This window comes from Coleofasciculus sp. B1-GNL1-01, from assembly GCF_040220235.1.
GTDB lineage: Bacteria > Cyanobacteriota > Cyanobacteriia > Cyanobacteriales > Coleofasciculaceae > Coleofasciculus.
Genome location: NZ_JAVJTO010000034.1, coordinates 35191 through 48420, shown reverse-complemented (window position 1 = coordinate 48420; position 13230 = coordinate 35191). Strand labels below are relative to the sequence as shown.

The window sequence follows — 13230 nt, the reverse complement described above, 5'->3', positions numbered from 1 at the left end:
ACCATAAGAGTTATTCAGCAACTCTTAATTCTGTGTTAATGGAGCTAAGCGGACTCGAACCGCTGACCCCCTCAATGCCATTGAGGTGCTCTACCAGCTGAGCTATAGCCCCGTGCAGCATCTTCCATCATGCCTTGATTCTGTCCTTTCGTCAAGTCTGATTAAATTATTGCCTCGTCAGAGATCATTGAATTATGAAACCCTAAGCCTGACTAAAACGAACCCGAAACCGCCGCAATCCGACTCAAGTAGCCCAAATAGCTGTCCATCAAGAAATACACGACTAACATGGCAGCCGCCGACATCGCCACTAAAGTGCCAGCCAGCATAAAGGAAAACTCTCGTGTGTCAAATGCCTGTTGCATTAAGTGCAGTGACCAAGCAACTAGAGCAATATCGAATATTAAAATAGCAATCAACATAATTTAAGAAATGTAACATCTAGTCTATTCTAGCAGTGGTCTATGTAGCTGCAAACGATCCAATTGTGTGATATTAGTCACAAAAGTTTACGGCAGATCGGCAAGGATTTGAGAACCCTGATCACATCCGGACGGGAACCTGATGATCTTGCAAATAGTGCTTAATTTCCGATACGCTAAGTTGCCCGTAATGCAGTAGAGAGGCTAAGAGGGCGGCTTCGGCTTTCCCCTGACTCAGGGCTTGATAAATGTGATCACAGGTTCCCGCACCCCCTGAGGCAATCACCGGAATTTCCACCTGGTCGGCAATAGTGCGGGTTAGCTCTAAGTCATACCCAGCTTGAGTTCCATCCGCATCCATACTGGTCACCAGTAACTCTCCCGCACCGCGTCGTTCCACCTCTTTTGCCCAGGCGATCGCATCCAGTCCAGTATTTTCTCGTCCGCCGCGCACGAAAACATCCCAACCCGGATGGCTGGGATCGACACGGCGACGGGCATCTATCGCCACCACAATACATTGATTGCCAAAGCGATCGCTGGCTTGATTGATAAAATCCGGATTGCGGACAGCCGCCGAATTAATACTGACTTTATCCGCACCCGCCCTTAACAATAACTTAACAGTCTCTAAGGATTGGATACCGCCGCCAACGGTTAAGGGAATAAATACCTGTTCTGCGGTACGGTAGACAACATCGATAATAATATCCCGGTCTTCATGAGTGGCAGTGATATCCAAAAACACCAGTTCATCGGCACCAGCTTGATTGTAAGCTTGTGCCAATTCCACGGGATCACCCGCATCTTGCAAATTTACAAAGTTGACGCCCTTGACCACCCGCCCCGCCTTTACGTCCAGGCACGGTAAGATTCGTTTAGCTAGCATGTCAGATGTCTTACGCTGTGTGATGGGAGAATACTGAGTTCCTTAACTAATCTAAACCTTTTGCGCCTGAGTGTCTTGGTCGCCGATGAAATGATAGGCTGAAATCATGGCTATAACCTCCTTTAGACAATCTCAAGAACCCGACCCACAACCCCAATCCCGTCAGAAAAAAAAGGGTCGCCGTAAGAAACGTCAGCAGGATCTGGAAACAGACTTGTTACTGGCGACGGCGACAGCCGATGAAACGGAGAACCAAGAGGAAGGGATTCGTCCTCAACGGTTAGCCGACTATATTGGGCAAAAAGAACTCAAAGATGTTTTAGAAATCGCGATCGCGGCGGCGAAGGCGCGAAATGAGGCTTTAGATCATTTGCTCTTGTATGGCCCGCCAGGATTGGGGAAAACCACGATGTCGCTAATTTTGGCGACGGAGATGGGGACGAATTGTAAAATTACAGCGGCGCCAGCGTTGGAACGTCCTCGGGATATTGTAGGGATTTTAGTCAATCTGAAACCGGGGGATATTTTGTTTATCGATGAGATTCATCGCCTTACACGCATGAGTGAGGAACTGTTGTATCCGGCGATGGAGGATTATCGATTAGATATTACGATTGGCAAAGGGCAATCAGCGCGAACTCGGAGTATTCCCTTACCCCAGTTTACCTTGGTTGGGGCGACAACACGGGTAGGATCACTCACCTCCCCCTTACGCGATCGCTTCGGGTTGATCCAGCGCCTACGATTCTACGAACCCGAGGAATTGAGTCTAATTGTGCAACGCACCGCCCAATTATTACAAACGCCGATGAGCGAAGAAGGGGCGATAGAAATTGCCCGTCGTTCGCGGGGAACTCCCCGCATCGCCAATCGTTTACTGAGGCGAGTGCGGGATTATGCTCAGGTGAAAAAGATGGGTGTGATTAACCCAGACGTCGCCGCCGAAGCCTTGGAAGTCTTCAATGTTGATCCGGCGGGTTTGGATTGGACGGATCGGCTGGTGTTAAATGTGATGATTGAACAATTCCAAGGGGGACCTGTGGGTTTAGAAGCCGTAGCCGCCGCCACCGGAGAAGACGCTCAAACCATTGAGGAAGTGTATGAACCGTATTTGTTACAGATTGGCTACTTACATCGAACCCCTCGCGGGCGGGTTGCTACAGACGCGGCTCGTAAGCATCTAGGGTATTGGCAAGAATGATATCCTCAAATTATTCCATCTACAGGATTAACCATGCATGGCTCGGCGCTTGAACTCCTCGTGCGCTCTAGACGGAAGCGATTCAACTTTTTTGGGCGATCGCTTTCCATTCTCAGACGCCGCTTCAACTTTTGCCCAGTTCTCTTGAATGTAGTTTAGATCATCGGCTGATGCCACATAGCTTTCAACATAGCCACAATTGACACAAACATACGTATCCAGTGAAGCATAACGAGCGCTGGAGTTTCCTAGTCCTAGCGTCATCGTATTCAGTGCGGGAAATTTTCGGTTTTTGTTACTTCTGATCTGATAAGATCCACAGGAGTGGCATTGACCGTTCTTCATTGTCATGACTGCTTCAACCTTACAAGTTTGGCTTTCCTTTTGTCTTCATTAGGGAAACGGCACAATCCGGATGACCGTTAACTTTTATTTTCATTTCGCCAATGAAACGTGGGGGTCGTCTAGTCCACAAAATTCTGGTATAGTTCAACAGGCTGCTGCCAAAATAGAATTTTTCTCAATATCTTCTGACGTTGCCGGATTTACAGGCGCTCAATACTCTAAACTAGCATCAAAATCAACAGGTTAACATAGTCAATTGAATACTGCCCACCTGAAATTTAAATCTGACATCAAATCGGGTTAAACAACCTCAGGAAACATGGCTGGAATGCTCATTATGACGTGATTGCTTTTGTGTGCAATCAACCTGATTCTGATTCGATAGGACATCAATGTAACAACCTGTAGGGGCGACCCGCTTACATCAATTAACCACACCCGCCCACTCAATCGGATCGGGTCGCCCTTTACTCAATGGGGTCTGATATTCCTTTTGATGGTGACTTTACCCCATGAGAATTACCGTGTCAATAACATGGATAATACCATTATCCGCTTCGATGTCAGGGGCAACAACTGTGGCATTTTTGACTTCAAAACCATCAGAACAGTCAATTCGGATAGACGAACCCTCAACAGAGGTTACCGAATCGACCTTGGCTAAATCAGCTTGAGTCAATTTCCCGGAAACGACATGATATGTCAGAATTCGTGTAAGCTGGGGAATATTCTGGAGCAACGTTTGTATGGTTCCTGGTGGCAACTTAGCAAAAGCGGCATCATTGGGTGCAAAAACAGTAAAAGGACCAGGACTTTTGAGAGTGTCCACTAAACCAGCCGCTTGTACAGCAGCTACCAGGGTTTGGAATGAATCCGCACTAACGGCAATATCGACAATATCAGGCATTGATGTTAACTCATCCTCTGCAAAATAATCTCTTCTCGGATTTTGTCATTCTCCCATATACCTGTGTATGAGCGGGTTTTACAACTCTTGTTTTTTCGTCTCACCCCAATGAATTAAAGCCACCCCGATTTTCCCTGATATGCTCCTAGTGGGGTTTTGATTGATTCAAATGCTCGAATCAAATTCCTTAATCTCCTTGATTTGCTAAGTTTCAAGACACCCCATGGAAAGTCAGGTAGGTCACAAGCTAAAATCAGCGACATCAGTACTGAGGAGTCCGAATATGCGACATTTTATTGGCATCAGCGTAACCCTTGCCACAGCGCTACTTACGAGTGTTGCTTTTATGCCCACATCAGCATCGGCTCAAGCCGCTTACGGTAGTTATGTGGGAGTTGGTGGTACGTTCGGTATTGAAGAAGATGATCGCGGTGAAGGGCGGCAATTTGGCGGAGTTTTGGCGGCACGGTACAAACTCTTAGAACTTCCTGTCTCTCTGCGAGCGCAAGCCTTGATTGGTGCAGGTACGGCGGTGGTGCCAACTATTTCTTATGATTTTCCCCTGAACTGGCAAACAGATATTTATCTGGGGGCGGGCGCGGCGTTTGCCAGTGGTGATACGCCCTCGCCGGTGGGAGATAAAACTAGCTTTGCTTTGCAACCGGGGATTGATTATGTTGTTCCTGGGGGCAGTACAGTGCTTTTTGGGAATGCGATTATTGCCTTTGATGCCTATCGTAACGGAGGCGGAACAGCGGTTTCGGTGCAGGGTGGCGTAGGGTTGCAATTTTAATCAGACACAAAAACTGCCGCTAATTTGTTACCCCCGTTATAACCCAGTCCGTTTGTAGTAGCCACTTTAGTGGCTTCAAATGCTTGCTTTTCCAGCACTAAAGTGCTGACTACAAACCGATCGCAATCCGATCCTGACACCCCTGAATCTCCAATTCCAGTCGCGGTTCTGGCTGATTACAGAATAGAACACCCCGATAACCACTCGCAACCAGCGTAAAGGATAACTGTTGACTTTCTCCAGCTTCTACAGTCGCCTCTCCTAGATTCACCTGACATTTCGCCCAATCTACACGTACCTCTCGATTACTGAGAATATCAGTAATTAAAACGTGATGGATTGATTTCATTACCTTAATTGCCAAGTGACGCACCGTAAATCCGATCACCCCATTCTCGAATTCCTCTACTCTTATTTCCGGGGGTAATCCAGTAATTGTGAGTTGCTCAGTGTTCGGGGATCGGGGACGTGTTGAGTGTGTAGGCGCAGGTTGAGAAACTTGCTTTTCACTATCGATAGTAACGTTTGTGCCAAACCCGCCCTGACTGCGTTTTGAGTTAACTCCCTTATCTGTCAAAGGACGTTCTCTCGGCGCTAATGGAGAAATCACCGAGATACCATCGGGATTCATTGCCCACTGCTGCGCTTTTTTAATCAAATTAGACTGCAATTTTGCTGCTTTCCTCAGCTTTCCCTGATTCGTCACATAATCCACTTGTTTTTTCTTCGTCCCTATCCAACGTTCTCGGGCAAATTGACGCTGTTTTAGGTTATTGTCATTTACAAATTGCTCGTAGAATGCTAACGTTTCCACCAATGCTCCAACTTTTTCCAGAGCAATTCCTATCTGTGGCATCAATAGGTAATCTTGCCAGTCGGAATTGGATAAAACTCGCTCTTTTATAAATTGTGCATAGTCCTGGCGTTGGTCTTTGCTCAAGTCTTTTGGATTTAATTCTGACCCTGCCAGTTCATAAACAATGTCGAAGTTCAGCGCAGTTTTTTCCTCGGTTGAACCGATGACATTTGGCAAATCGGTGTCTAGCAATTCGAGGGCATCTTGCCAGTATTTCTGGCGGAAGTAATAACGAAACAGTAGCCGTAGTAGCTTGATTTTGATCCCATCCCGTGTCGCCAGTCGAAAACAGTCTTTGACTTTAGTCAAGTCATCCAACCCCACATAAACCACACAGGCTTGTTGGTATTCCTGCTTCGTTTCTAACGCCTGGGCGACATAGCGCAGCCATTTGCGATCGCGCGGTTTGTCAGCTTGCCGCCATTGGTGGATAATCTGATCAGCTTCGCCTGCTTGTGCCAAATGTGCTAATCCGTCTGGCATACCCACAGTAAAGGCTTTTGCCCGATGATAGTCTGGGGTTTGAGTTGCATTACTTTCGTCCCAATACTGTATCGCTTGATCATAATTTTGGGCGCGATAAAAACAGGTTCCCGCTTGCACCTTTAGTTCTGGATAACCTCCTGAGGCTAAAGTAGCTAGAACGTCGCCAAACTGCTGCCATTGTGATGAGGGTATTGAGGAATCATTGGCAAGGGTTTCAATGCGACGGGCATAGTCCTGAATTCCTTGCTGCCATTGTTTTTGCTGATTAACCTGTTGATTTCCCTGGAGAACCCATGATTCATGACTGATAATAAATTGAGTAAAACTATCCAGCGCGGCTAAATCATCCGTAGGTGTCACCATAAATCGCGCCAGGATGCCCTCAGCCGCTGATTGATGGTGGGGGTGCGAATCATACCAAGCGACTAATTCCGACCAGCACAGCCCTTGCCAGAAGCAATCCCACGCCTGATCCGATTCTCCCAACTCCAGGAAACAATGACCCGCGTCTCGATACTGCCGTTCAAACTTCAGCGCCCACGCCTGACAAGAGTTGGCTTGAGTGATATCCCCTAAATCCCGATAGAATTGTTTGGCTCGGCGTAGTAAACTGGGATTTTCTGCATGTAAACCTTTAAGCTGAAATTCTTGCGCGATCGCACCCGGGTCATCTTCACGCATTGTCTCTACCATATTTGGCATACCCGGTGCTAGGGTTTTCACATTATCTTGCCAACGGTTTTTGTATTTAGCGTAGCCTAGCATTGCCTGTAACAAGGCTTCATCACTGGCATAGTTCCACAGTTGACGGTTTCCTGTGTCTGAATCGACGATAAATAAATAATCCGTTGCCCGACTAGCGGCGACATAGAGTTTATTGAAAAAGTATTCAACCTTAACTTTTTGGTCAACGCCTTGTAAATTCCAGACATTATCGCTACACTCTTCACCAAATTTATACAAAATTACCCGTTTAAATTCCAATCCTTTGGCGGAAATTGCGCTTAAAACATTTTTTAGCGGTTCTGGGGATAGTGTGGAGTGTGGAGTTAATTCCCTCATCTCCTCTGTTCCCTGTGACACACCGAGCGTGTTACCGAGCGGAGTCGAGGTAAGCCGAGGTGTTCCCTGTTCCCTCTGATCCAACTGAGGAAAAATCTGAGATAATACTTGATCAGCTTGGGCATACGCCAATTCCTCCCCTTCCTCACAGGGAACAATGATAATCGTATCTTTGATATAGGTGATTAATTCCTCCGCACTAATACTTTGATTGAGAATAAACAGTTGCGGTTCAGGGAAATCACCTGGATGCCATGCGGTTTGGGGTTGGAGTTCGGGAATGTCAAAGAGAACGTGACGCCAAAGCTGAATTAAATTGGTGAATTGAACAATAGATAGACTAGACCGATAATTATAAGATAGTTCCTGAAAATTAACCGTCAACTTTAATTGATCCGCCGGATCAAGGGCGGTAATCACTTCCGCATCAAAAGCCGCTTGGGTGCTAGACCAATGGAATCCAGTTGGGTTTAAAGTTTGAAACGGATCACCGGCAAAGGCAAAGGGTAAACTCGGAATCGGTTGATATCCCAAATGGTATTGGGAAAACAGCGACAGCCGCATAATAAGCTGTAACTCTAGGCGAGTAAAGTCTTGAGCTTCATCACAGAATATGGCGGTATAGTGAGGATGATAACACTTCAATTCCAAAACTCTAGCAATTAAATCTTGGTCATCCCAGTAACCCAGTTCCGTCGTCAGATGTTTATACCAGTGTTGCCAAATCGTGTCATAGATTCCCTGGAATTTCTCTACATCAATCGTGCGTTCTTTGCGGGGAACTTCCTCTTGATAGTCTTCCGGCGTCATGTAGTCTGATTGACCGTAGCCTTTAATAAAACTGCGGATAATATGCCAACAAATTTCTGGAGAATAGCGGCGGGATTGGGGAAGATGCAGAATCAGTTTGGCTAGGGCGGGTTCGGCACAGGTTCCCTGATACAGTTGTTTGAATCGATGGAAAGAAATATAGTGGTCTGGATTAAACCGTTGTCGTTCCTGGGGGGGGAGTAAGCTTAACAGAAATTTACCAAAAGGTTGAAAATAGCGATCGCAATTGGGAATGTCATCACCGGGACTGCGTTCAGCGACAAAGCGGTGATGGGAACGCAGGAGTCGGTTGACTCCATCTCGGGCAATGTCTAATAACCGTTCATTGTAGGTGAGAAACAGGGGTTTACCCGGAAGCGGTTCGGGACGGCGATGTCCTTGGTGGGTGTAGTATTTACGGTAGCAGTAGTCGGCAAACAGATAAATTAGCATCGTGGACTTGCCACTACCCGCCCGTCCATTAATAAATAGGGGAAGTGAATCGGTTTCGAGGGTAGGACAAGACACCGATTGCAGAATCTCCTCTTCTTCTGGGGAAAGGGCGAGATTTGCTTCTCTCCCCCGTTCAATCGCCAACCAACTTTCGTCATCGGCTAAGAGGTAAGCGGGATAGGAACGACGGGCGAAGGGGGTTAATTCGTGGATGGTTAGGGGTTGGGATAAGCGGTTGGGGGTGTTTGCACCATTGAATAGGGTGGTTCGCACTCCCACGTCCCGAATCTCGGCGCTGGAGGGGGGATGATCAAAGGCGGCTAAGAGAAATAAGACACCGCGAACACTCGCATCCGTGGTTTCAATCTGGCTGTAGAGGACGTAACAATTGTTTTCACTCCAGAGGTTGACATTTTCGGGAAGCTGGGGTTCACGGGAAACGATCAGGGTTTCGGCGAAGCTGTCGGTTGGGATGGCTGCACGATTACCATTGCCATTTCCTGTAGATGTAGACGTATTGGTATTAATCTGGGAAATAATCTGATAGTAAGTTTTCCACGCCTCTTGCCCTTTAACCGTGGTAAACTGTCTCACCCATTCTTCACTTTCATAGATCACCCAATCATCTGGGACAATATCCCGTTCCCATCCCGGCGGTTCAAGCCAAGGGCGCAAGCGTTGCGGGAGTTCAGGTAACGGTGCAACCGCCTGTTGCTGAGATTGGGCTTGGGTTAACCAATCGCGAATCTGTTGCTGATCGAGTTGCGGTTCCAAATGGGTGCGACCATAATCAAGGGGAGATTCCAGAAACTGTTCATAGTCGTGATCACCCCGTTTAAAGATATCAATGAAGCACAACAGTTGCTGATGATCCAGATACAGGATACGACCAATCAGGCGGCGGTTGAGGAGGCGGCGCTTCAGGTAAGGGTAAACCCGCTCAAACCGGGATTGCACTTCATCGAGTCGTTGAGTTTGCAGTTGAGTACACAGATCATCGATGCGATCGCGAATTCCATAGCGTTCTGCTTTCTCATTAAACCCAGAGGTGCGATAGATGTACATTCAAGCGTTCCCGTTCTTCTTCTTAGTCCCTATTCTCTTATTTTCGTCTAATGGAGAAAGTAGGGGAAACGAGTTGAGTAACATTTTATACTAAAATCCCGATGAGGGAGGAGGAAGTCGGATCAATCCTGTTCGGTTAAGAGAAGCTGGGGCAGAATAGGTTAACCTCATCGATGCGGGACAATAGGAGCAGTTATTTGTTGCCACACTCATTCGACTATGCCTGAAATACTAACGGAGATTAATCTACCGCCTCAATTTCCTGACCACACCCAGTTACCAGAATCAGATGGTACATTTGTGAAAAATTTCCAGGAGCATCCCCAAAGCCTAATTCTTACTGATTCCCTTGATTCAACCTTACGGCGACTGCATCCAGACGGGCAATATTGTATTGGACAAGATTGTGGGATTTACTGGCGCGAGACTGACCCACCGGAGAAGGGAGCAGAAGCGCCGGACTGGTTTTATGTGCCAAATGTACCGCCTCGATTAGATGGAGTCATCCGTCGCTCTTATGTATTGTGGCGGGAATATATTACACCGACTATTGTCTTAGAGTTTGCCTCTGGAGATGGAAGTGAGGAACGCGATGATACTCCCTTATCTCGCGCTGAAACTGGAGTCGTCACCAAACCCGGTAAGTTTTGGGTCTATGAACGGGTGATGCGAGTTCCCTATTATGGCATCTATCAAGTCAGCAACGATAGGTTGGAGATGTATCACTTAGTCGGTACAGATTATGAGCCGATGACTCCCAATCAACGGGGACATTATCCGATTAAACCGATGCAGGTCGAGTTAGGGGTATGGCGAGGAGTTGTCTTGAATCAGCCAGAACAATCCTGGCTACGTTGGTGGGATGAGCAAGGGAACTTATTGTTAACCGGACAAGAACAAGCCCAACAGGAGCGACTAGAGAAGCAGAAAGCGCTGCAGCAGTTAGAACAAGAGCGACAGAAACGACAGCAGTTAGCACAGCAGCTTCAATCCCTCACTCCAGAACAACTTCAAGCCTTGGGAATTGACCCAGAAATGCTCGGCTAAGTGTGGCTTGCTGCACAAACGGGAAACTCCCTGCAGCAAACCCCAACTAGGCACCAAACGCATTAAACGGTTTTTTTGTCAAATCCGCCTCGGAGTGAGTCCAGACAATTGGGTGATGCAGCATACTTGTATTATGGGAATTTTTCCGACGCTAGCCCGAATAAAATAACGCCGAATTCAGGCGTTGAAGCGTTTTTTATTTAAAATTGACCGCAATATGACCAAAATACACTATTCAAATAGGATAATACTACAACCTCAAACCCAGGTCAAATCAGGATTTATCGGTGACGTTTTCTGCCCGCCCCAAGTCCCCTTGTCTTTACAATATTAAAACTTAAACCTCGAAACTAAAAGTTTTATTTATATTAGCACCGACAAGAGACAGTTCCTCAACTTGAGATAAATGTCAGCTTTTAGCTTAACGGTTTGAATCCCATTTTATTTTTTCAGGTTGAGGATAACTGACTCCAAAGTATCAGCTTGAGAGAAGTTTCCGGCTTTGAGGTTATTGTAGTGGCGTTGCAGTAAATCAATATCCTGGGGTTTCCAAGAAACTAGGGAGGTAACTAGGGCTATCTTTTCGGCTAAGTCTGTTTGCAGTCGTGGCAAATCCTGAGCGTTGTCCCAGACTTGCAGAAACAGTTCTAATATTTTTTTACCGTCTTCGTAGTTGAGTGATGTCGGAGTTGATTGAGGATAGCCTAACCATTTCAGCAGCATTTTTACTTCATCAGCACCCCCACTCAATAAATAAGTGGCAAACCGCCATTGTTCAAAATCTGGTTGATTAGGTTCATAGACATTATTCAAAATAAAAACAATTTCAGTTAACTCCAGTTTTCGGATATTAATTAATGAAAGAGCTACCCAGTTACGAATGTATGAGTCAACGGTTTCATCCTGAAGGAAGTTAAGGATTTCCGGGATGTATGGAGCGCCAGCTTTCCCCAGTTTGCTTAATGCCTCAACCGCCAAGAAGCGACGAACATCATAATCAATAGTTTCATCCTGGAGGAAATTGAAAATTTCTGGGATGTATGGAGCGCTATCTTCCCCCAGTTTGTCTAATATCTCACCCAGTAAGAAGCCACTAAGTCTTGGATCAACGGTGTCACCCTGGAGGAAGTTGAAAATTTCTGGGATGTATGGAGTGCTAGCTTCTCCCAGTTTGATCAATGCAACAACTGCCGAGCCACGATAATCTGAAGAAACGGTGTCATCCTGGAGTAAGTTGAGAATTTCCGGGATGTATGGAGCGCTAACTACCCCCAGATTTCCTAATGCCTGAGCCGCCGATTTACGAATGTGTGAATCAACAGTTTTATCCTGGATAATGTTAAGAATTTCCGGGATATATACAGCGCCAGCTTTTCCTAGTTTACCTAATGCCTTAACTGCCGAAGAACGAATCCACAAGTTAACGGTCTCATCCTGGACTATTTGGGCAATATCAGGGGCGTAAGCAGCGCCGGATTTTCCCAGTTCACCTAATGCATAAGCCGACGATTCGCGCAGTTGTGCGTCAATGGTTTTGTCTTGGATAATGTTGACAAATTCAGGGGCGTAAGCAGCGCCAGCTTCTCCCAGTTTGCCTAATACCTCAGCCGCCCAGCCACGAACTTTTGCATCAGCGGTTTCATCCTTAAAGATGTTGAGAATATCAGGAGCGTAGGCAGCGCCGACTTTCCCCATATCCCTTAATGCATCAGCCGCCGATTCACGAACTCGTAAATCAACGGTTTCATCCTTGAAGATGTTGAGAATCTCTGGGATGTATACAGCCCCAGTCTCGCCCAGTTTACCTAATTTCTCAACCGCCCCGCTACGAACTCGTGAATCAACTGTTTCATCCTTGATGACGTTGAAAATCTTAGGGATGTATGCCAGCCCAGCTTCTCCCATATTTCTTAATGCATAAGCCAAGGCATAAGCCAAGGCATAAGTCGTTGAGCTATGATATAGTGAATCAACGGTTTCATCCTGGAGGAAGTTAAGAATTTCCGGGATGTATACAACCCCAGCTTCTCCCAGTCTGACTAATGCATTAGCCGCCCGACTACGAACTCCTGAATCAGCAGTTTTATCTTTGAGGATGTTGGCAATCTCAGGAGCATATATAGTCCCAGCTTCCCCCAGATTGCCTAATACATCAGCCGCCCAGCCACGAACCCACCCGTCAACGGTTTCATCCTGAACGATGTTGGCAATCTCAGGAGCGTATATAGCGCCCGCTTCTCCGAGTCTAACTAATGCATCAGCCGCCGAGCCACGAACCCACCCGTCAATGGTTTCATCCTGGAGAAAGTTGAGCATATCAGGGATATAGTTGACTCCCGCTTCCCCCAGATTGACTAATGCATCAGCCGCCGAACGACGAACCCATAAGTCAACGGTTTCATCCTGGAGAAAGTTGAGCATATCAGGGATATAGTTGACACCCGCTTTCCCCAGATTGACTAATGCATAAACCATCAGGTGACGAATGTGTGAATCAACGGTTTTATTCTGAAGGATGTTGGCAGCTTTCTCAGCAATATCCTCATCCTCTGGTTTTTCAATGACAGCTTGTAACTCCTGTGGCTCATATCGAACTAATTGCCAGAATGCATAGTCTTTAACTTTGTCATGCCCATCGTTGAGGGCAGCGATTATCCCATCAATATGCCAGGGTTGCGGCTTAGGCTTGGACGGTTCTTGAGCGCTAACCCAAGGAAGGGCAAGCCAGAGCGTTAGGAATAAGGTAAATAGAAATAGGAAAAAGGGATAAACGGTTTTGGTTTGATTAAAAGTCTTTAACATCCTGGGAATTTTGCCGCCAGAGATTATACTAATCTCTCCAGTGTAGGCAAAAGCGATCGCAGACGGCACGGCTACCTCTTGCTGATTTCATC

At 46.6% G+C, this 13230-nt stretch carries 9 protein-coding genes and 1 tRNA gene; 3 read left to right on the top strand and 7 right to left on the bottom strand.

The genetic code is table 11. The features are described from left to right. Positions 1-39: 39 nt before the first annotated feature. From RID53_RS08110 to hisF, 3 genes are all read right to left on the bottom strand, one after another. A tRNA-Ala gene (locus RID53_RS08110) sits at positions 40-112 on the bottom strand. A 100-nt stretch (positions 113-212) separates the two neighbouring features. Further along, positions 213-422 (bottom strand): hypothetical protein, encoded by a 210-nt coding sequence (locus tag RID53_RS08105; protein WP_006098571.1) that lies wholly within the window; start codon positions 420-422, stop codon positions 213-215. A 121-nt stretch (positions 423-543) separates the two neighbouring features. After that, a complete protein-coding gene (hisF, locus tag RID53_RS08100; RefSeq protein ID WP_446387624.1) occupies positions 544-1311 on the bottom strand; it encodes an imidazole glycerol phosphate synthase subunit HisF in 768 nt (255 codons plus the stop codon). Between the two features lie 106 nt (positions 1312-1417). On the opposite strand from hisF, the gene ruvB reads away from it, so the two are divergent. Then, the gene (gene ruvB / locus RID53_RS08095) at positions 1418-2512 is read left to right on the top strand and encodes a Holliday junction branch migration DNA helicase RuvB (RefSeq protein ID WP_446387623.1); all 1095 of its coding nucleotides are present in this window, start codon (positions 1418-1420) and stop codon (positions 2510-2512) included. 27 nt (positions 2513-2539) lie between these two features. Here the strand turns inward: ruvB and RID53_RS08090 are convergent, their stop codons facing one another. Both RID53_RS08090 and RID53_RS08085 read right to left on the bottom strand, forming a co-directional pair. Then, the gene (locus RID53_RS08090; RefSeq protein ID WP_446387622.1) at positions 2540-2863 is read right to left on the bottom strand and encodes a hypothetical protein; all 324 of its coding nucleotides are present in this window, start codon (positions 2861-2863) and stop codon (positions 2540-2542) included. A 499-nt stretch (positions 2864-3362) separates the two neighbouring features. Beyond that, on the bottom strand, positions 3363-3764 hold the full coding sequence (locus RID53_RS08085) for a fasciclin domain-containing protein (protein ID WP_006098369.1): 402 nt from the start codon (positions 3762-3764) through the stop codon (positions 3363-3365). 283 nt (positions 3765-4047) lie between these two features. On the opposite strand from RID53_RS08085, the gene RID53_RS08080 reads away from it, so the two are divergent. Beyond that, positions 4048-4557 carry a hypothetical protein gene (locus RID53_RS08080; protein WP_446387621.1) on the top strand — a complete coding sequence of 170 codons (510 nt, stop codon included), beginning with the start codon at positions 4048-4050 and terminating at the stop codon, positions 4555-4557. A 109-nt stretch (positions 4558-4666) separates the two neighbouring features. Here RID53_RS08080 and RID53_RS08075 read toward each other — a convergent pair whose 3' ends face one another. Further along, positions 4667-9289 (bottom strand): hypothetical protein, encoded by a 4623-nt coding sequence (locus RID53_RS08075; protein ID WP_446387620.1) that lies wholly within the window; start codon positions 9287-9289, stop codon positions 4667-4669. A gap of 219 nt (positions 9290-9508) precedes the next feature. Between RID53_RS08075 and RID53_RS08070 the strand changes: the two genes are divergently transcribed. Next, on the top strand, positions 9509-10336 hold the full coding sequence (locus RID53_RS08070) for a Uma2 family endonuclease (RefSeq protein WP_446387619.1): 828 nt from the start codon (positions 9509-9511) through the stop codon (positions 10334-10336). Between the two features lie 441 nt (positions 10337-10777). Here RID53_RS08070 and RID53_RS08065 read toward each other — a convergent pair whose 3' ends face one another. Further along, positions 10778-13207, bottom strand: coding sequence for a hypothetical protein (locus RID53_RS08065; RefSeq protein ID WP_446387618.1), 2430 nt, complete (start codon positions 13205-13207; stop codon positions 10778-10780). Positions 13208-13230: the final 23 nt, after the last annotated feature.